Source organism: Indibacter alkaliphilus LW1 (genome assembly GCF_000295935.2).
GTDB lineage: Bacteria > Bacteroidota > Bacteroidia > Cytophagales > Cyclobacteriaceae > Indibacter > Indibacter alkaliphilus.
Genome location: NZ_ALWO02000052.1, coordinates 326,894 through 347,423 on the forward strand (window position 1 = coordinate 326,894; position 20,530 = coordinate 347,423).

Annotated in this window: 15 protein-coding genes; 9 read left to right on the forward strand and 6 right to left on the reverse strand. The window is 38.7% G+C overall.

The window, feature by feature from the left end; translation table 11 throughout:
• Position 1 precedes the first annotated feature (1 nt).
• On the reverse strand, positions 2–2,062 hold the full coding sequence (locus A33Q_RS19765; RefSeq protein WP_009032938.1) for a GAF domain-containing SpoIIE family protein phosphatase: 2,061 nt from the start codon (positions 2,060–2,062) through the stop codon (positions 2–4).
• Positions 2,063–2,163: 101 nt separating this feature from the next.
• Between A33Q_RS19765 and A33Q_RS19770 the strand changes: the two genes are divergently transcribed.
• Positions 2,164–2,880 carry a DUF4197 domain-containing protein gene (locus tag A33Q_RS19770; RefSeq protein ID WP_009032937.1) on the forward strand — a complete coding sequence of 239 codons (717 nt, stop codon included), beginning with the start codon at positions 2,164–2,166 and terminating at the stop codon, positions 2,878–2,880.
• Here the strand turns inward: A33Q_RS19770 and A33Q_RS19775 are convergent, their stop codons facing one another.
• Positions 2,881–3,198 (reverse strand): DUF721 domain-containing protein, encoded by a 318-nt coding sequence (locus A33Q_RS19775; RefSeq protein WP_009032936.1) that lies wholly within the window; start codon positions 3,196–3,198, stop codon positions 2,881–2,883.
• Between the two features lie 18 nt (positions 3,199–3,216).
• Complete coding sequence (gene hemW / locus A33Q_RS19780) at positions 3,217–4,344, reverse strand: radical SAM family heme chaperone HemW (protein WP_040490729.1); 1,128 nt, start codon at positions 4,342–4,344, stop codon at positions 3,217–3,219.
• A gap of 48 nt (positions 4,345–4,392) precedes the next feature.
• On the opposite strand from hemW, the gene A33Q_RS19785 reads away from it, so the two are divergent.
• From A33Q_RS19785 to porN, 8 genes are all read left to right on the forward strand, one after another.
• On the forward strand, positions 4,393–6,108 hold the full coding sequence (locus A33Q_RS19785; RefSeq protein WP_009032934.1) for a BamA/TamA family outer membrane protein: 1,716 nt from the start codon (positions 4,393–4,395) through the stop codon (positions 6,106–6,108).
• Between the two features lie 13 nt (positions 6,109–6,121).
• Positions 6,122–7,228: a DUF4271 domain-containing protein gene (locus tag A33Q_RS19790; protein WP_009032933.1), complete on the forward strand. Its 1,107-nt coding sequence runs from the start codon at positions 6,122–6,124 to the stop codon at positions 7,226–7,228.
• A 38-nt stretch (positions 7,229–7,266) separates the two neighbouring features.
• Positions 7,267–8,046 carry a uroporphyrinogen-III synthase gene (locus tag A33Q_RS19795; protein ID WP_009032932.1) on the forward strand — a complete coding sequence of 260 codons (780 nt, stop codon included), beginning with the start codon at positions 7,267–7,269 and terminating at the stop codon, positions 8,044–8,046.
• A gap of 66 nt (positions 8,047–8,112) precedes the next feature.
• A complete protein-coding gene (locus A33Q_RS19800; protein WP_009032931.1) occupies positions 8,113–9,090 on the forward strand; it encodes a PorP/SprF family type IX secretion system membrane protein in 978 nt (325 codons plus the stop codon).
• Between the two features lie 117 nt (positions 9,091–9,207).
• Entirely contained in the window at positions 9,208–10,302 is a 1,095-nt protein-coding gene (gene porK / locus A33Q_RS19805; RefSeq protein WP_040490730.1) for a T9SS ring complex lipoprotein PorK/GldK, read from the forward strand.
• Between the two features lie 64 nt (positions 10,303–10,366).
• Complete coding sequence (gene porL / locus A33Q_RS19810; protein ID WP_009032929.1) at positions 10,367–11,164, forward strand: type IX secretion system motor protein PorL/GldL; 798 nt, start codon at positions 10,367–10,369, stop codon at positions 11,162–11,164.
• Between the two features lie 40 nt (positions 11,165–11,204).
• On the forward strand, positions 11,205–12,806 hold the full coding sequence (porM, locus tag A33Q_RS19815) for a type IX secretion system motor protein PorM/GldM (protein ID WP_009032928.1): 1,602 nt from the start codon (positions 11,205–11,207) through the stop codon (positions 12,804–12,806).
• Between the two features lie 43 nt (positions 12,807–12,849).
• The gene (gene porN, locus A33Q_RS19820) at positions 12,850–13,662 is read left to right on the forward strand and encodes a type IX secretion system ring subunit PorN/GldN (protein ID WP_009032927.1); all 813 of its coding nucleotides are present in this window, start codon (positions 12,850–12,852) and stop codon (positions 13,660–13,662) included.
• A 20-nt stretch (positions 13,663–13,682) separates the two neighbouring features.
• Here porN and uvrC read toward each other — a convergent pair whose 3' ends face one another.
• From uvrC to porW, 3 genes are all read right to left on the reverse strand, one after another.
• Positions 13,683–15,488, reverse strand: a complete 1,806-nt coding sequence (gene uvrC / locus A33Q_RS19825; protein ID WP_009032926.1) for an excinuclease ABC subunit UvrC — start codon at positions 15,486–15,488, stop codon at positions 13,683–13,685.
• Between the two features lie 63 nt (positions 15,489–15,551).
• The gene (locus tag A33Q_RS19830; protein WP_009032925.1) at positions 15,552–17,828 is read right to left on the reverse strand and encodes a penicillin-binding protein 1A; all 2,277 of its coding nucleotides are present in this window, start codon (positions 17,826–17,828) and stop codon (positions 15,552–15,554) included.
• Positions 17,829–17,851: 23 nt separating this feature from the next.
• Entirely contained in the window at positions 17,852–20,482 is a 2,631-nt protein-coding gene (gene porW / locus A33Q_RS19835) for a type IX secretion system periplasmic lipoprotein PorW/SprE (RefSeq protein ID WP_040490731.1), read from the reverse strand.
• Between the last annotated feature and the right edge of the window lie 48 nt (positions 20,483–20,530).

The following is a 20,530-nucleotide window of genomic DNA, read 5'->3' on the forward strand; positions in this document are numbered from 1 at the left end:
CCTAATTGAATTTGATCACAACTAATGAATAATCATCATCCATGGCCGTGGTCTGTCCAATAAAACTGTACACCTCCTCAATGATTTTTTCCTGAATTTGTTTGGGAGAAAGTCCTGCATTTTTTTTCAATGTGTTTTTTAATCTCTCATAGCCAAACTCTATCCCATCATCATTTTTGGCTTCAATGATCCCGTCTGTGAAAAGAAGCATGACATCATCTTTTTCATATTTGAAGGACTTTTCATGAACATATTGTTCAAACAACGCCGATCTAAGAATACCTAAACCCATTCCATCGATACTCAGGTAATCGCATTCCTGATTTGAGTTTTTGAAATAAAGGGTAGGGCAATGACCCGCTCTGCTGTAAGTGATGTTTTTATGGATTGTATCGATGATGTAAAAGGAGGTGGTGATAAAGTGGTTTTTTTCGAGACAAAGTCCTAAAGCAACATTTGCTTTTTTGATAAATTCAGAAGGTGAAGGTTTCAACTGTACCAAACTGTGAAAGATGCCTTTCATTTGGGACATATTGAAAGCCGCTGAAGTCCCTTTGCCGGAAACATCCCCGATGATTACTGCAAACTTACGCTCTTCAAGAGGATAAGTTTCATAATAATCACCTCCGACTTCATCAGCTGCCACCGAAAATGCTGCAATATCGAAGCTCTGATCATGGTGTAGAGTGTCAGGAAGCAGGCTTCTTTGTACCCTTTGCGCAATTTTAAGCTCTTCCTTATACCTTTCATTTTTTATTGCTTCATTCAAAAGCCTATAATTCTCCACAGAAATACAGGCCTGACCGACAAAAGTGGAAATAATGTTGATCATTTCTTTATTGAAAGCGTCTTTTACTTCTTTGACCAGGTATAGCCTTCCAACCGTGGTCTGGTTGGTGGTAAGGGGGACAACCAAAGCAGACTTATAAGGTGCAAAATCAATTTTTCCCTGGAAAACTTTATTTTCATTATAGGGCTTTTCCCAATCAAAATTTGAAAAGGGCTTCAGTCCATTGATGTGCTGATGCAGTTTTGAGACCTCCTCTTTGTCGATAAACCTTTCGTGAATGAAGATGGATTTGCCTTCATCATCCAACATTTCCAACCATCCGGCATCGGCATAGGCTGCGCTCATGCTCGAGTCAATCAAGATATCCAGAACCTGATTTTCATTCTGCCCTGGTTTGATTGATTGACTTAGCCTTTGGAAATTGATCGCCTCAACCAATTTTTGTTCAAAAACAGAAGAGGTAGGAAGGTTGAATAATGTGACCAGAAAGCTGAAAATAGAGTAGATAAAAACAAAGGAAAAAAGTCCAATCAAAAACAGATTGTCCGTAAGGTTGATCAGGATAAGACTGCTCTCGCTGTAAGAAAGTAGCTGTCCGAATAAATAAGAAGCCGCAATGATAATAATTACCAAAAAGAGAATTGACTTCCATTTCTCTTTGAATGTAAGATAAGGTATCCACTTGAGATTAAAAGACAGGGATATCGAAAAAATAGTGATGATGACCAACCCGAAAAGGAAACTGTAGTCTAATGAGTTTTTGTTGAAAAATATAAAAAACATGCTGATGAGCATCAATATTTCAAAGAGTTGCCATTGTTTGACAATGTTTTTTGACTTTTGATATAATATAAGGTGTTTCCAGAGTAGACTGCAGGAAATTAGAAAGAGCGTAATCAATGCAAAATTGACATGGTAGAAAAAATTTAAGAGCAGTTGATCGCTTGCCAGTTTGGAGTCTCCTAAAAGTGTATAAAAAAAACTGATCAAAAGCGACACTCCGGAAGCGATCAACCCAGTGGACGCTCCTCTCCAAATTAAATTCAGAAAATCATTGTTTTCACTTTTTGAAATCTGATAATTGTAAAATAAATAGACTGTGATGAAAAATATGATTTCCAGTATAAATGAAATTTCCGGGAGCACATCCGATTCCATTTGATTGATAGAACTGAATATTCTCGTAATGTCAACAAAAAGTAAGGCTAGCCAGGTAAGGATAGCAACCAATAAGCTGACTTTTCCGATATTTGGATTTGGAAGTTTGATCATCTACAATTAAGAGTCACAATAATACCAAAACTAACTTAATTATCCTGATGGCGTTTACAGGATTAAGAATAAACCAATGTTAAAATCTTTAAAAATCTAATATGCGGCTAGCAAGTGTTTTTTGTTTATTTACCTTATTTATTATTCTTGGCTGTTCATCTGCTGATATCAACAGAATTCTTCAAGCAGCCGGCGGTTCATCCCCATTGACACAGCAGGAAGTTTCCCAAGGTTTGAAAGAGGCTTTGATCCAAGGTATCAGCAAAGGTGCTGATAAAGCTTCTGAGACAGATGGTTTTTTCAGAAATGACATGATCAGGATCCTTCTTCCTGAAGATGCAAGGAGGGTAGAGAATACATTGAGACAAATGGGCTTGGGCTCTGAAGTGGATAGGGCATTACTGGCGATCAATAGGGGAGCAGAAAGTGCAGCCAAGGAAGCCAAACCGATTTTTATCAATGCTATCCGGCAACTGACTATTCAGGACGCTTTCAATATTCTACAGGGCGAACCCAATGCGGCAACTTCTTTTCTAAGGAGAACTACTGAAAACCAATTGATAGAATTGTTTCAGCCAAAAATTGAGGAATCCCTCAATCAGGTGGGGGCCACGAGGTATTATGGGGATATTGCAAATACTTATAATGCCATTCCGCTTACCAACAGGAGAATTGACCCGGATCTCAATACTTATGTTACTGATAGAGCTATAGATGGCTTATTCCTGTTGATAGCAGAGGAGGAAAAGAATATCAGAGAAAATCCCCTTGAAAGAACTTCTGCATTGATGAGAAGGGTCTTTGCGGCACAAGATTGATTAGAGAAAGACAATTTCTTCTACGACTTTCTTTCCAAATCGCTTTTCTATAATGTCTAGGACTTTTGACCTATTCATGGACAGTTCCTGCTTGACAGGACCTGAGTTGATTTTCACGAAAAGCTTTTTCTCTTTGATAAAAAGTGAGCTGGTGCGTGATGCAACAGTTTTGCCCATCAGTTCGGGCCATTCTTGAATTAATTTTTTCTGGTCGAATGTATCCTTGAGGCGGTAGGTTTTCAATAGCTCTTCAAAAGCCTCTTCCAAGGGGGCTACTTCTTTTTTACGGCTACTGAAATCACGGTATTTGTCCTGCATGTGGTAAAGGTAATCAAATCAATGAACAAAGAGGGAAGCCGCAATACTGTCTGCGAGTAATTTTCCTTTAGGTTCTAAGAACAGGAAGCCTTCCTTTATTTGAACCATTTTTTCCTGTAGCAGACTATCCATCATTTGCCTGTGAATCTGATCTAGGGATACCTGAAAAGTTTTTTCTATGTATTTTAAATCTGTTCCCCAAATAGTTCGCAGAGAGGTTAGAATATATTCATTGCAAATGTCCAAGCCTGACATTTCCTCTATATGATAAGGAGGGGTATTCTCTGACATTTTTTTGATATAAGCCACATTATTGGAAATATTCGAACCTCGATGCTTTCCGTCATAAGAATGTGCCCCTGGGCCTATTCCCAAATAAGCAGTGTTTTTCCAATAATTGGTGTTGTGAAGGGCAAAATGGCCTGGTTTTCCAAAATTAGAAATTTCGTATTGGATATATCCTGATTGCTGACAGGATTCCATGAGATGTTCAAATTGCTCAGCTACGTAATCTTCATCTGCTTCCTTGAACTCTCCTAATTGAGTCCATTTTCCCAAAGCGGTTTTTGGTTCTACGGTCAGTGCATAGCTGCTGATATGCCCTGGATCCATTTCAAGTGCTGTAAAAAGGTCTTTTTCCCAAATCCCGTGATCTTCAGAAGGAAAGCCATAAATTAAATCAATCGAAAGCTTTTCAAAATCAGCCTTTTTGGCTTTATCTATGGCCTGAAAAGATTCCAATGCATTATGTGCTCTATTGTAATACGCTAGAATTTTTTGATCAAAACTCTGTACGCCAATGCTTAACCTGTCAAAATCCATGGATTTCCAGTCCAGTAGTTTTTCAGAAGATAAATCATCCGGATTTGCTTCTAGGGTCAGTTCCTTGATATCAGTATTGTAAAATTTGTAAATAGTATGGAGGATTTGATCCAAATGGCTAGCCTTGAGAATGGAAGGTGTTCCGCCACCAAAGTAAATGGTTTGAATGGGAGCTCCCGCCGGAAGAAAGTTTTTTCTCAATTCCAATTCTTTACAGATCATTGCAACCATTTTTTCAACCAAAGATAGATTGGTGCTGAAATGGAAATCGCAGTAATGGCAAGCTTGTTTACAAAAGGGAATATGGATATAGATGCCGGACAAATTGATTACTTTTAGGCCTCAAAGATACAAGAAAGTACAAAGTTTGCCTTGAAAAGATTCCTTACCATATTACTGGTCTCCATACAGTTTTCATTACAAGCTCAGCATAGGCAATGGCTGAAGTACGAAATCACTGGTGATATTAGGCAACAGGACAGCCTCGTATTTCCCGATATGTCTGAATTGCATAGTTTTAAAGAGGATCTGATTTCAGAAATCCATCAGCAAGGCTATCTTTTACCTGAAATTTCTCAGCATCCGATCGGAGAAGATTCTATAAGCCTTGTAATTGATTCAGGTGTCAAGTTTGAGTGGTTAGATCTCAAACAAGGAAACTTGCCTGATCCAATATTGGTGAAAGCAGGAGTAGATTTAAAAATCTTTCAAAAACAGGCATTCCGCTATACAGAACTAAGTAGGATTTTTGAGAGTGTCTTGACTACTTCCGAAAATGAGGGCTTTCCCTTTGCTTCCATGCGACTGGATAGTATTTCAGAAAAGGAGAACAAAATTTCCGCCGTCTTACTGTATGAACCTGGCCCTTTGATTACGTTTGACACTCTGAAAGTTTCAGGAGATTCAAAAATCAATAAACAATTTCTGTCAAACTTTTTGCAGATCAGACCAAAAGACCCCTTTTCCCAAAGAAAAATCAATAATAGTATCCGAAAGCTCAATGAACTTCCCTATTTAAAATGGAGCGGGGAGCCGGAACTTAGTTTTCAGAATGAGGAGGCGACACTTTATCTGCCATTGGATGATAGGAAAATCAATTCAATTGATGGTATAATAGGTTTTCTTCCCAATGAACTCCAAGGGAGTGGGCTTTTGATAACAGGCCAGTTTGATTTGATGCTTTATAATGTAGCTGGTCGTGGCAGGAATTATGAGTTGCATTGGCAAAGGTTTAATCAGACATCCCAAAGTTTAATGGTCTCAGCTCTGGAACCGCTGGTTTTGGGCTCTAACCTGGATATACAAGCTTCCTTTTCACTTTTAAAAGAAGACAGTACCTTTCTCACAAGGGATTTTAGGCTGGACTTTGGATACAGGCTAGAAGAAGGTTCTTACCTGAAGTTCTTCACCAGAAGACAAGCTGGAGATTTGTTGCAGGTAAGTGGGTTGGAAGAAGCCTTGAGGTTTCCGGAGGTAGGAGATTTCAGGTTCAATAATTACGGGCTGGGATTTGATAAGTCTTGGTTGGATGATGTGTTTTTTCCAAGAAGAGGCGCATTGGCAAAGCTTGAGTTCGCCATTGGAAACAAGAATGTCTTAGTAAATACAGCCATACCGGAAGAGCTTTATGATGATTTGGAAATGCGTACGCTTCAATATTATCTCAAAGGATCTATTGAGAAGTATTTTTATAAAAATTTAAACTGGGGTGTTTACAGCCGCTTGGTAGGAGGGTTGATGGAAAACCCCAATCTATTTGCCAATGACTTGTTCAGACTTGGGGGATTACGGACCTTTCGTGGTTTTAATGAAAACTTCTTTTTTGCTAACAATTATGTTTATTTGAATTTTGAACCCAGATATTACTTTGATACCTATTCATATTTTATGATTTTTGCCGATGTCGGAAGGTTGGAAAATTCAGTCCAAAACTTACCGGTTGATTTTCCCTTTGCTGCAGGCATTGGCTTCAGTCTGGAGACTGGAAATGGAATATTTAATTTTATTTATGCCTTAGGAGGTTCCAACGTTCAGGATTTTGCACTCAATTTGTCAAAAATCCACTTTGGGTACACCGGGAGGTTTTGATTGATGATATAAGATGAAGAGAACTGTACTTTTACTTACCTTATTTTTTGTTTTTGCAGGTGTGCAGGCTCAGGTGATAGAAAACTATGACTCTAAAATCCGTGAAAATCATAGCAGAGGCTGGCTCAGGTCTACCTTTACCTCTGGGGTCACTTTGGATGTAGGGAATTTCCCTAAAAGTAGCTTCAGGTTTGTAATTCCAGCCGGAACTACGATTTTCATGAATGATAAGCTTTGGTTTTATAGCGAGCAGGATACTGTAAAAGAATTATTGACCAGCGAATTGAAAAGTCTTTTTGCAAATAGGGGCGTAAATGATCTGGAGTTTACAGCCTTAAATGAAGGTAATAATCTTGATAAATTATCGATCAAAAAGGGTTTTTTTGCCGAAACAGTAAATCAGACCGACGGTAATCAAGTAGTGGTTTTTGACCTTCAAAGGAGAAGCAGGTCCGATTTCAGTGACTTTTATTTGACAGGAATTGTAATTGTACTTTTCCTTGCAGCTGTCTTCAAAGTCATATTCCCGCTCTTATTGACTTATTTCACCTCATTGAGGACTTTGGTGACGGCGGAGGATTTTTCGGATACAGGGGCTTTTCAAAAGTTTTTCTCTATTGATGTGCTCTTTTATTTATTGATGTTGAGTATGTTGTTGATGTTGAACATCATGATATTCGGAAAAGTATTTGAAACTCCTATATTCAAAGACATTGTAAATGGAGATCTTAACAGTTTGTTTTTTTATTGGACTCTGGGTTCAGTCGTCATTGTCTTGGGTTTTATCTTGAAGTTTATCTTTTTAAAGATCCTAGTATCTGTATTTGATTTAGGAAAATATGAGTTTCCTCACTTTTTCTATTTGTTGAGATTACTTTCAATTGCATTATTTCTGATTTCTCTTTGTTTGACCTATTTTTATCTCAATAATCAAAGCCTTATGCTTGAGGTTGTTAAGTATGCGCTTTGGGCTTTCTTCTGGGTGTATTTAGTTGGTGTTTTAGCCCTATTTGTAATTATGGTAAATAGGGTTCCCTTTAAAAATTACCATTTATTTGCTTACATTTGCACCGCAGAACTGATTCCGTTTTTGATTATTTCCAAAATGGTCATTGGATAGGTGTTCAAGTAAATTTAAAAAAGGAGAAGATTAAGAACATGAGTAAAGGTACCAAAGACAGACTTAATCCGGTAAAAAGCATTCTGGTTTCCCAACCAAAGCCCAATGATCCCAATTCACCCTATTTTCAGCTTGCGGAGAAGTACAATTTAAAGATTGATTTCAGGCAATTTATTGAAGTTCAACCTTTATCTATCAAGGATTTCCGAAAGCAGAAAATTGATATTCTCAAACATACTGCAATAATTTTTACAAGTAGAAATGCCATCGATCATTTCTTTACCATCTGCAAGGACTTAAAGATCGAAATGCCTGCAGATATGAAGTATTTCTGTATTTCGGATCAGACAGCTCATTATTTGCAGAAATATATTGTCATCAGGAAAAGAAAACTTTTTGTAGGCCAAAAGACTGCGTCTGATTTATTTGATTATTTCAAAAAGCACAAATCAGAAAAGTATCTCTTCCCATGTTCTGATATCCGTAAAGATGATATACCCAATTACCTGAGCAAAGTTGGGATAGATTTTACTGAAGCAGTAATTTATCATACTGTGGCGGCAGATCTATCTGACCTGAGAGATATTAAGTATGATGTCTTGGCCTTTTTTAGCCCTTCCGGAATCAAATCTCTCAAGCATAATTTCCCTGATTTCAAACAAAATGAAACCAGAATTGCTGCTTTTGGGCCTACCACCGCAAGCGAAGTGAGAGACCAAAACCTTATTTTGGACATTGAAGCCCCTATGCCAAATGCACCAAGTATGACCGGAGCTCTTGAACTTTACATCAAAAAGGCAAATAATTTAGGAGATTAATAATCTTTTGTGGTCTTTTTCAGTTTTAATATGTAGAATAGTATTTTCATAAAGAACTATGCATGCATGGATAAGCTGAGGTCTCTAAAGATTTGTGTCTTGATCGTATTTTTAATCGGAATTTTTATTTCGAAAAAGTCATTTGGCCAACAAGACCCACAGTTCACACAATATATGTACAACGGATTGTTTTACAATCCAGCTTTTGCAGGTAAGGATGCCGGATATAGATTTGCGGCATTGCATAGAACCCAATGGTTGAATTATTCTGGGTCAGGAGGTCCCGCTCCGATTACGCAGCTGATTACTGCTTCTGGAGTCCTCGAGGAATACAATATAGGATACGGTCTTACTTTTATCAATGATAATATAGGTCCTACAAACAATCAGGAAGTTAATATTTCCCTTGCCTACCACAGGACTCTGAGGAGAGGTGTCCTAAGTATAGGTGCGTCTGGAGGTGTTTTTTCAAGCACTCTGAAATATGACGAATTGCGAACGGTTGTCCCTGATCCCAACTTGCCTACCGAAGGAAGAGATACTCAAATAAATTTTAATTTTGGATTAGGTGCCATATATGATAGAGGGAATTATTATGTGGGTTTAAGCAGCAGGCATTTGAATGAGCCCGGATTTGACTTTGGGGTAGATGAACCGGGTTTTGACAATCAATTGAAAAACCACTCCTATCTTTTGGCAGGTTACAGAATCAAGACTTTTGCGATGTGGGAATTTGAACCCAGTTTTTTATTAAAAACAGTTTCTTTTAATAATTTTTCCTACGATGTCAGCGTTATAGCGACACATAATCAAAAAATAAGTGGTGGTTTAGCCTACAGAGGAGAAGAATCGGTATCATTATTGTTAGGCTACAGCATCTTGAGAGACAATTCACTAAGAATAGGTTATGCCTTTGACTTAGTAGTAGGAGGATTGGAAGCAAAATCGCCTACAAGTCATGAGTTTATGTTGACATATAATCTGGTGCCTATCAGTAGGGAATTTGAGAGAGTCATTCAAAGGACACCAAGATTTAGATTTTAAAAATATTATAGGAAATATGATAATTAGCTTGTGTAATTCTTATATTTTCCTTTAAATTTCGCTTTCGTAGACAAACAATTATGTGTAGTTATCTACATAACTTAATAAGTGTATTTTATGTATAATAAAATGAATTCTCGGATTTTCCCTCTAATTACGGCTATTCTGATGGCCGGAATTCTTCAGGGTTGCGGCCTTTTTGGTAAGAAGGGTAGCGCAAGTGAAAAAGATAATCGGAGAGGTGAAGTTACAGGTGTCCCGAAAAGGGCCAACTGGCAGCAAAACCTACCCATCGACATGGTGGCCATCAAAGCCGGGACTTTTTGGATGGGGCAAGCTGATGAGGATATAGGGTATACCCAATCTTCCTTCAACAAGCAGATAACAATTTCTGAATTTTACATGGACAAGTACGAAGTGTCCAACAATAAATACAGACAATTTTTGGAAGCTGTGAGATTAGGAGAGTATGATTATGGTACTCCTACCACTTTAAAGGAACCACCATCATTCAATCTGGATGAAGTTTTACCAGATACTACTGTTTGGTCTACGAGTTTTTCTTACCACTACGGAGATCCATTGATGGAATTCTACTTTGATCACCCTGCGTTTGATAACTATCCTGTAGTAGGAATCAGCTGGGAACAAGCCCAGATGTATTGTGAATGGAGAACCTATCACATGCGCGCCAATGATCGCTCTGACTTTGACATGCCTGGATTCAGACTTCCATCTGAGGCTGAATGGGAATATGCAGCCAAAGGAGGTAAAGATGTTGCTAAATATCCTTGGGGAGGCCCTTACATTAAGAACAAAAGAGGCTGCCTGATGGCAAACTTTAAACCTGGTAGAGGCAATTATATAGATGATGGGTTTGCTTATACTGCACCTGTCGATGTATTTTCTCCAAATGGTTTTGGTCTTTACAACATGTCAGGTAACGTAGCTGAATGGGTTTTGGATGCATACAATCCAGTAGCCAGTGCAATTACGTGGGATCTTGACCCGGTATATGATGACCCTAACGAAAAGAGAAAAGTTGTCAGAGGAGGATCTTGGAAGGATATTGCCCACTACCTGGAAACCAGTACAAGAACATATGAATACCAAGACATGAAAACTGCGCATATCGGTTTCAGAACTGCGATGACTTTCATAGGTAGATCAGGATCAATGGATGTAAATAACAACAGGAGAAGAAGAAGATAATTTTAAAACCACATATTAAAAAAAACACAAAAACAATCACTCAATCCCTCACATTAATATCAAAATGGCAAAGAACAATTCATTCAAATACAAGTTTTACGGCGATATTATGCCGAAAATTTACGGTATAGGTGCTTCAATCGTAATTTTAGGTGCCATGTTCAAAATTCTAGACTGGCAGGGAGCCAGCTTGATGATTGGAGTAGGACTTACCACAGAAGCTTTGATTTTTTTCCTTTCTGCATTTGAACCTAAACAAGAAGAGATTGACTGGTCTAAGGTATATCCTGAACTTGCAGGAAATGAACCTGCTCCAAAGAGACCGGCAAAAGCAGCTTCATCTGATGGGCTTACCCAGAAGTTTGATGAAATGCTTACCAACGCTAAAATTGGTCCAGAGCTATTCGATAGCCTAGGAAAAGGAATCCAAAACCTTGCATCTTCAGCTGAAAAAATGGGTAATATTTCTGATGCTGCGGTAGCTACTAGTGAATATGCTGAAAATGTAAAATCTGCATCTAAAACCATTACCGATATCAACCAGTCTTACGGTAAAACAGCAGCAGCTCTAACAGAATTGTCCTCAGCTTCTGAGGATGCAAAAGCATATCATGGACAGGTGCTGGAAGTTACCAAAAACCTATCAGCCTTGAATAATGTGTATGAAATGGAGCTGCAGGATGCACAAAGCCATGTGAAAGCACTGAACAAATTCTACTCTAATGTTACTTCTGCCATGGAAGGACTTTCAGAAGCAGGAAAGGAAACAGAAGCATTCAAGAATGAGCTGGCAAAATTGAATCAAAATGTAAGTTCATTGAATAAAATCTATGGCGGTATGCTAACAGCCATGAAAGGTTAAGCCAATTATTTATAAATGTTTAATCTTTTAGAATTGTAAAATGGCAGGAGCTAAAGAGACACCAAGACAACGGATGATTGGTATGATGTACCTGGTACTGACAGCTTTGCTGGCTTTGCAGGTAAGTAACCAAATCCTACAAAAATTTGTATTGTTGAACGATGGTCTGGAAAGAACATCCAAAAACTTTATAGAAAAAAATGAATTCACTGTTTCATCAATTGCTGGGACAGTTGAACAGCAGGGAAATAATGAAAGGGACGTGCCAAAAGTGGCCGCAGCCCGTGAAGTAAGAAAAGCTAGTGCTGAAGTCTATACCTATCTGGAAAGTCTGAAGCAGGAACTGATCACAGAGTCCAATGCGAAGGATGATCAGGGAATGTATAAGACCTCAGCTCTAAAAAACGTAGATGTTCCTGGACAGATCTTCAATAACCAAAGAAAAGGCTTCGAAATGCAGGACAGGTTAAATGCCTATCCAGAGCAAATTACGAGTATTTTATCAGGAATTGGAATTGAGCTTCAATTTCAGGACATAGCAAAAGACGCTAAGGATATTGAGATTTTCAAAAATGATTCAGAAGCTAGAAACAAAAACTTCGTGAATCTTAATTTTGTGAAATCTCCGGTTGGTGCTGTAATGGCCCTTATTTCCCAGTATCAAAACGAAGTATTGAATATCGAAGGTGAAGCGCTTTCAGCCATTACAGGTTCAATTGGTACTTTCTACTTTAAGTCAGATGTATTTAAGGCAAGTGTGGCCGCTAATTCCAATGTAGTTGCTGCAGGTACTAAATTTGAAGGAAACTTATTCATAGCTTCTTCTTCATCATCTGCACAGCCAAAGATGACTGTGAACGGTAGAGAAGTACCAGTAGTCGATGGTTTTGGAGAGATTAGCTTTACCGTCCCACCTGCTGGACAATATGATGACAGAGGTCTTGCGAGACAAGTCTTGAAAGGTGAAATCACAGTTAATATTGCAGGGAAGGACTCTGTTCTTGCTGTAGATTATGAATACTTTGTCGCACAGCCTGTTATCAAAGTGACATCTGAAGTTGTGAACCAACTTTACGCTGATTGTGCTAACGACCTTTCTATCGATGTTCCTGCTTTAGGAAATGCTTATGCTCCTGATTTTACCATTACTAATGGTAATATCATCAAAGGGCAAAGCCCAGGTCAGGTAACAGTGATTCCAGGTAACTCTGGAAAAGTTGTCATCGGAGTAAGCAGTGGCGGAAATAAAATCGGAAATGTGGAGTATGACATCAAGCCAGTTCCTGCTCCGACCATTAGACTTTTCGATGGCAGAGGTCAGATTGACTTGAGTGTAGCATATCCTGCACCAGGACCAGCTTCTCTGGCGGTAAGGGCGGTGCCTGAACCTACTTTCGCTAGAACTATGGCCAGAGATTCAAATTTCGAAGTTACTGGTGGAGAAGTTATTCTACTAAGGAATGAAGTTCCTAGGGAGAGGGTACAAATCTCCGGTGAGAATGTAGCAATTAGAAATTTGCTTGCTGCAGCAAGAAGTGGAGATGCTTTGGTTGTTAGAGTTACTGAGGTAACTAGAACCAACTTTAGAGGCAACAAAATAAAAAATAACCAGCCTGAAATTATCAGGATGGCAATTAAATAAACCAAACCTCGTTGGTTATCTGAGGTTTTAAATAAAATTGGTTATGAATTTCAAGGCTAAAATATTCGGAGCATTTACCCTAATGGGTTTATTTCTGGGAATTGACGCTTTTGGTCAGGGCGCTACAAGCGTAAGTCCATCCAATAATGGAGACCGAAAGTTTCAGATGGATACAGTGTATTCTGCCCGTCCAATCCGTGAAGATGATAAATTCTATCAAATAGCTGTTTGGAGAAGAATTGATCTTAGGGAAAAATACAATGTGCCTTTGTATGGTTCAGGTGATACCAAAAACAACGGTATTATCAATAATATTTACAAAGCTATTGTGGAGGACAATGCCTTTGAGGTATTTGCAGATGATGAATTTAAGCAGCCTTTGTCTATTGCAGAATTTCAGGATAATTTCTGGATCTCAGCAAACGGTGATAGTATCTTTGTAAAGCAGTTGTATTACTTGGATTTCAAAGAGGATTTTCTATTTGATAAACATCACTCGCAAGTGAAATTTGATATTAAATATATCGAGATGGTAATGCCGTCCCCCACTAATGCGAATGCAGGACAAAAAACCATTGGTTTTATCAGGTATAAAGACTTTTACAATCACTTCAAGGATCATCCTGATGCGAAATGGCTGAATTTCCAAAATACCTCTAAAAATTTAACTTATGACCAAGCTTTTGATTTAAGATTGTTTAGAGCTATTGTGAGAAGGTTTACCAACTCAGATGAGGCATTGATTGCAGATAAAGTTAATCCTGACAATCCAAATGCTGAGCTCCAAGCTTTCTTAGATGCACTTGAATTTGAATACAAATTGCTTGAGTACGAAAACGGCCTCTGGGAATGGTAGTAAAATTAAAAGAGCGGGTTTTACCCGCTTTTTTTGTTTTCTAGCCATGCCATTAGTTTTTCTGTTTTGGCTCTTCCTATTACTTCTTCAAGTTCAGCTTGACTGGCTTCTTTGATTTTTTTGATAGATTTGAAATGTTTCAATAGCTTTTCAGCCATCAACTTGCCAATCCCCTCTATTTCTGTCAGCTCTGAACCAAATGCTTTTTTACTACGGACCTGTCTGTGAAAAGTGATCGCAAATCTGTGTGCTTCATCCCTTATTCGTTGAAGAAGTCTTAGGGACTCTGATTTTTTATCTATATGTAAGGGGAATTGATCCTCTGGAAAATAGATTTCTTCCAAGCGTTTTGCAATTCCAATGATTGGTATTTTTCCATATATACCAAGGTTTTTCAAAGCTTCCACCGAGGAGGATAATTGTCCTTTGCCTCCATCTATGACAATCAGTTTAGGCAGTGGTTTTTCTTCTTCTATCAGCCTCTTATACCGTCTCCCTACCACTTCTGTCATACTTGCGAAATCATTAGGTCCTTCCACGGTTTTGATATGATAATGTCTATACTCTTTAATTGCAGGCTTACCGTTCAGAAAACAGACCATACTGGCGACTGGATTGCTCCCCTGTATATTGGAGTTATCGAAGCATTCAATGTGATCAGGCATTTCTTTTAGAGAAAGGTCAGACTGAAGTTGCTTGAGAACTCTGAATTTTTTGTCTTTTACCTCACCAGAGGTGAGTAGTTTTTCTTGTTTATAGTATTTAGCGTTTTTGAGTGAAAGGTCTACCAGTTTTTTCTTATCACCAATTTTGGGCACATAAATATTTAACCCCTCAAACTCCTCCTCAAAGTGAATATTAACTATAATTTCAGGGGCGTCACTTTTGAATTGATCCCTCAGCCTGATGATGGCAGTAAGTAGCAATTCCGATTCTGATTCATCTAGTTTTTTCTTTAATTCAACGGTTTTGGTGATGATCACAGCGCCGTTTATGATTTTCAGGTAATTCACATAAGAGAATTTCTCATCGCTGACAATTGCAAATACATCCAGGTCTTTAATTGATGGATTAGCAATCAGCGATTTGGCTTGGTATTTTTCAAGAAGATCTAATTTTTCCTTAAAATATTGGGCTTTTTCAAAGGCAAGGTTTTCTGCTTCAGTTTGCATTTTTTCCTTGAAAAAGTTTTTGGCAACAGCCATATTTCCTTTAAGAATATGCTTCGCCTGTTCTATGTCTTTTAAATAATCATCTTCTTTCTGTAACCCTTCACAAGGGCCAAGGCAATTCCCGATATGATATTCCAGACATACTTTATATTTCTTTTCTTTAATTTTTTCTGGGCTCAAATCCAGTCTACAGGTTCTTACTGTAAAGACTGACCTGATTAGATCCAAAACATTGTTCATGGCCTTGACTGAAGCGAAAGGCCCAAAATAGGTGCCTTTTCCGGCAACCATTCTCCTGGTTGGGTAGATTTGTGGGAAATGTTCATCGGTCAAAAGCAAATAGGGGTAAGTCTTGTCATCCCGAAGAAGTATATTGTAGCGAGGTTGGTTTTGCTTGATCAGGTTATTTTCCAAAAGCAAGGCGTCAAATTCAGAATTGACCAAAGCGATTTCAATTTTTCGGATCTCCTTGACCATTTTTCTTGTCTTGTGGTTCAGTCCAGTTCCTTTTACAAAATAGGAAGACACCCGCTTTTTTAAGCTTTTGGCTTTACCAACATATATCAATTCAGATGCTTCGTTGTAATACTTATACACCCCGGGATGATCCGGCATATTGTTGTATTCTTCAACAGTATAAAATGAAGACTGCATAAGACAAAAATATAAAAAAACAGCCCCTGTTAAAGGGGCTACTTGAATGCTTTATGGTTTTTATTAAAAATCATCCCTCCTAGGGTCAAAATCAAAATCACTGAATCTATTGCTTTCCATTTCATAGAGGTCACAATCTATCTCAATGCTCAATGGCCTTTCCGGTCTAGGGAAAGGACCTTTGGTGATACCAAGACTCTGATCGGCATATACTTTAGCCATATATTTTACCCAAATTGGTCTTGCGGTTTGTCCACCTTGTCCACTAATCCAGCTTCTAAAGTGAATAGCACGGTCATCTCCGCCTACCCACACTCCTGACACAAGATCTTTACTCATTCCCATATACCATCCATCAGATGCGTTTTGTGTGGTTCCTGTCTTTCCTCCCAGTTCGTTTCCTTCATCTCGTAAAGCCCAGGGAACTCCCTGACTTGTACCTCTGGATTCTTCAAAACCGCCTCTCATCATATAAAGCATCAAGTAAGCATGCTCTTCACTCATTGCCGGTCTTTTCTTAGGAGTAAACTGCTGTAGGAGATTGCCGTTTTTATCTTCAATTCGATCTATATAAAAAGGAACTATATGTTCACCTTTATTTACAAATGTTCCCATGGCTCCCACCATTTCATAGATGGACACATCACTTGTACCTAATGCCAGAGCAGGTACCTCTTCCAAATCACTTGTGATGCCTATTCTATGTGCTGTTTCAACTACTACCCTCGGGCTAAGTTTTTTCATCATGTAAGCTGTCACCGAGTTTATGGACTGTGCCATAGCCCGCCTGATGGTCATTTTTTCGTAAGAAAACTTTCCATCAGCGTTTTTAGGAGTCCATGACGGTTGTCCTGGAATATTGATTTCAATAGGCTGGTCAATGACCGTATAACAAGGGCTGTATCCATTCTCAATGGCTGCAGCATAGACGAAAGGTTTGAAAGTAGAACCTGGCTGTCTTCTTCCTTGCTTGACATGATCATACTTGAAATGCTTATGATTGACTCCACCTACCCAAGCTTTGATGTGTCCGGTATGAGGATCCATAGACATGAAGCCAGTCTGAAGGTGTTTTTTGTAATGTCTCAAGGAATCCATAGTGCTCATCAAGGTATCCACTTCTCCTTTTGTCCAAGAGAACACTTTCATTTTTTTCTTTTCATTCAGTTTGATATCTATAGAGTCAGCTCCAGCACCGTACCTTCTTACCAGATTTCTGTAGGCATCAGTTCTTTTCACAGCATTTTCAAGAAAATTTGGAATTACTCTTCCAGTATTATCTATCCAAGGGTCTCTGTTCCCCATTTCATTTTCAAATTTCTTCTGTAGCTCTACCATGTGTTCGGCAACAGCTTCTTCAGCATACCTTTGCATCCTGCTGTCAATAGTTGTGAAAATTCTGAGGCCATCTCCAAACAGATCATAAGGAGTTCCATCTGGTTTTAAATTCTCTTTTGTCCATCGAATCAAGTCAGATTTGATTATTTCCCGGAAGTAAGTCGCTATGCCTTGGTTTTGGTTCTCAACTTTGTAATCCAATTCTATTGGCATGGCTCGAAGTGAGTCTCTCTCTTCTTTGGTAATGAAATCATATTTCTCCATCTGACCCAAAACCGTATTTCTTCTTCTGAGCGAGTTTTCAGGATTGAATACCGGGCTGTAATAAGTAGGTGCTTTGAATAAGCCAACCAGGGTAGCTGATTCCTGAACATTAAGCTCATTCGGTGATTTATTAAAAAAAGTCTTTGAGGCCGTTTTGATGCCATAAGCATTGCTACCAAACTCTGAAGTATTGAGATACATGGTCAATATTTCATTTTTGGTATATGCTTTTTCTAGCTTGGCCGCGACTATCCACTCCTTGGTTTTGATGATTAACATTCTCAGACCCGGAACTTTGCTCAATGCTCCCTGGGATTCAAGGTTACGGGTTTTGAAAAGGTTTTTGGCTGTTTGTTGGCTAAGAGTACTTCCTCCACCGGCAGACTGTCTTAGGATCAAAGATTTGAACAAAACCCGACCCATACTCTGGAAGTCAATCCCTGAATGGTCCTCAAAGCGAACATCCTCTGTTGCGATAAGGGCTTTAACCAAATTGGGCGATAGCTCATTATAAGTAACAGGGCTTCTGTTTTCTCTAAAATAATTTCCCAGCAATACACCGTCCGCAGAATACAGTTCAGATGCCAGTTCGGATTGTGGGTTTTCTAAAGCCTTGAAATCTGGAAGTTCTCCAAAAAGTCCGAGGAAGTTGACACTTATACCCCAGATGAAAAGAAGGAAGCCAGTGAATCCGGCCGCAAAGCCTATCCAGATGAGCTTGATGATTTTTTTGGTCATTATTGATGTACTGATAGAATGATTTAATATGCCTTCTTGTAGAATTGGCGGTATTCGTTGATATTTTTTCTTTTGTTAAGCTCCTGAAAGTTTTCTATAGATATCAGGAAGCATTTTTCTTTGTCTTCTTTATCCAAGGAACTTGAATCAAACTCCTCCATAAATTTATCCCTATATGTGATTGCCCTTTCGGCATTGTTAAACGGACTCACTATGAAAATAGATTCCTCTCTGCTGAGGTTCATGTTGCCAGTTCTTAACCTTGAGCTCCCAAAGTTTTTGGAATGAAAGCTTTCCAAGTCTCCAAGCAGGCTTTTCGCATTTTTTGCTTTCTCCGGTTCCAAAGCGATGACAAATATATGAGTTTGGTTAGGATTTTCTTTGTATGGAGATTCTTCTTCCTCCTCATCTTCTCCAATTGCCTCTTCTTCGGAACTTTCTGACTCTCCTTCTTCTGACTCGTCTTCTCCAGTATTTGCCTGGGCAAGGTTCTTTTCACCTGTAAGTGCATTAAGCATATTTCTTGCCATTTTCACCAAGTCAGGATCTTCTGTGGTTTGAATATAATTTTCCAGTCTGGATTTATACCTTTCGGTATCATCTATTTTTCCCGAAACCATAATATCCAATAGCATCAGCCTGTCTGTATTTTTGGTCAGGGGATAGTTTTCCAAGGTGCTTCTTACCTTTCCTCTTGCAGCCTGATACTGCCTTTGATAATACAAATCGTAGGCTTCCTTATAATTTTTTGAAGACTCCAAAAAGGCTTGATTGCCTGTCATTGCGCTGGGATTGTTGACATAATATGTAAAGGGCGAGTCTGGAAACTCCCTATTCAACCTCTCAGTATATAGTGTTTCATTTTCGTTCAGCTCCCTTGCCGCCAAGAATAAGATGTAATAGGCCTCAGCTTTTTTGGAAGAATTGGGATATGAGGTAATTAAGATTTCCAGATTTTCTTTTGCGATTTCAGCTTCCTTGAAATCAAAAAACATCAGCTTTCCGAGTTCAAAATATGCAGTTTCCAATTCTTCTTTCAGCGAGTTGATTTGAGCTTCTGTCTTGGGAATATTGGCCAATAGGGATTCCTTGTCTGGGATATCAGCGAAAATATTGGTCTCTTCTTCTTCCTCTTCGGGAGTCGCCTCTACAGGCTCATCATCTTCTGACACACTTCCGGAAGCTTGAAAACTTTGGACATTTCTTCTCCAATTATCCTCCAAAGGCCTGCTGCCCCAGTTTCTGTAAAAATCTATGGTCCCTTGTTGCATGGCTACAGCATTGTCAAAATAAAATGACTGCCCCGATCCTCTTCCTCCAAATGCCAGCAAATTGTCAAAAATATTCCCACTCGATTTTTGTTTTTCTTTTGCTTCGGCCTCTCTCATCAAGCGGTCCTCCTCTTGAGCGATATACTGTTCGGCTATCAGTTCCTGCTCTTCCGGGCTTAATTGTGCCAGTCTGATAAGGCTATCATTGTTGTTGATAATGTCGTATTGCGTGACATAATCATCAAAAATTGATTTCTTCGCAATGATCTCCTGATATGAGGAGTGCGACGGTCTGAAGTTGGCAATGGCAGAATCTAAGTAAAACTTCGTAGCCCTGAAATCTTTTTTGATATCAAGACTGATTTCAGCTAGCTTTTGGTATATATATCCTTTTTGGATTTCATTTTTCCCTTCTTCTTTTGCAGCTTTTATGAGTAAATTCTCCGCCTCCTCAAGATCTTCCTGCTTGAGTTCAAAAAGAGCCTTTTCATACAGGATTACATCACGCAGCTCCCGGTTTTTGCTGTCTTTATAGAGATCGTCATAAAAACTTCTGACTCTTCTTACATCCTTACTTTTATTGATTTCAGCAACTTGCTGAGCAAAAAGTTGGGAGAAAAAGCTTCTTTCATAAGGAGGACTGCCTTTATCAGCTTCTTGATAATAGCTGTAAGCCAATGCATCGAGCTCTTCTCTTTGGTACATTTGTGCCAATATGAAGTTAATCCTGGACCTTTCTTCCCTGTCTTTGGTATAATCCAAAGCTTTGTCCAAAGCGCCGATTTTTCCATTGATGTCTTCCCTTGTTTCATAGTAATAAGCCAAGGTTTTATAAAGTAAAAACCTATTCTCTTTACTGATTCTAGACTCCTTGGAGAGATAATCGATGACATAGGTAGCATCATCATAATTTTTGAGATCAATAAATTGTTTCAAAAGGTGAATCAGCGCTTTGTGCCTAACGTTTTTTTTCTTGCTATTGACATTGATATACCTAAAGGTATTGGAAGCATCATCAAACTTGGCTTCATAGTAATCAGCTAATCCGAGCAATAGATAGTTGTCGTCTACCCATTTGGAAATGCGGTGCCATTCTATGGCTTTGGAAGAGAAATCCCGGATTTCGTTAAGTAGTTCTTCATTTTGTTCGACAATGGCGCTGTCTATAGGATAATACACAGGTAAGACTTGAGAGTAATCTTCCCTGTGATTTTCTTTAATAGCTTTTTCAAGTTCGAGAACATTGTTATAGGCATAGAAGTAGGCATTATACCTTGATGTGGTATTGTGATACATCCTATTGGTGAAGGTGTTTTTCGTAGAAGAACAGCCCAAAAGGATAATCAAAATGAAAACTTTTATGTAAATGAGGGGGTTACGCATTTCAGACCTACAGATAAAGCTCCAAAATAGTGGATTTGGTTCAAATTA

Coding starts and splice junctions, on each gene's coding strand:
- A33Q_RS19765 (WP_009032938.1), bottom strand. CDS start 2,062: ATGATCAAACTTCCAAATCCAAATATCGGAAAAGTCAGCTTATTGGTT.
- A33Q_RS19770 (WP_009032937.1), top strand. CDS start 2,164: ATGCGGCTAGCAAGTGTTTTTTGTTTATTTACCTTATTTATTATTCTT.
- A33Q_RS19775 (WP_009032936.1), bottom strand. CDS start 3,198: ATGCAGGACAAATACCGTGATTTCAGTAGCCGTAAAAAAGAAGTAGCC.
- A33Q_RS19790 (WP_009032933.1), top strand. CDS start 6,122: ATGAAGAGAACTGTACTTTTACTTACCTTATTTTTTGTTTTTGCAGGT.
- A33Q_RS19795 (WP_009032932.1), top strand. CDS start 7,267: ATGAGTAAAGGTACCAAAGACAGACTTAATCCGGTAAAAAGCATTCTG.
- A33Q_RS19800 (WP_009032931.1), top strand. CDS start 8,113: ATGGATAAGCTGAGGTCTCTAAAGATTTGTGTCTTGATCGTATTTTTA.
- porK (WP_040490730.1), top strand. CDS start 9,208: ATGTATAATAAAATGAATTCTCGGATTTTCCCTCTAATTACGGCTATT.
- porL (WP_009032929.1), top strand. CDS start 10,367: ATGGCAAAGAACAATTCATTCAAATACAAGTTTTACGGCGATATTATG.
- porM (WP_009032928.1), top strand. CDS start 11,205: ATGGCAGGAGCTAAAGAGACACCAAGACAACGGATGATTGGTATGATG.
- porN (WP_009032927.1), top strand. CDS start 12,850: ATGAATTTCAAGGCTAAAATATTCGGAGCATTTACCCTAATGGGTTTA.
- uvrC (WP_009032926.1), bottom strand. CDS start 15,488: ATGCAGTCTTCATTTTATACTGTTGAAGAATACAACAATATGCCGGAT.
- A33Q_RS19830 (WP_009032925.1), bottom strand. CDS start 17,828: ATGACCAAAAAAATCATCAAGCTCATCTGGATAGGCTTTGCGGCCGGA.
- porW (WP_040490731.1), bottom strand. CDS start 20,482: ATGCGTAACCCCCTCATTTACATAAAAGTTTTCATTTTGATTATCCTT.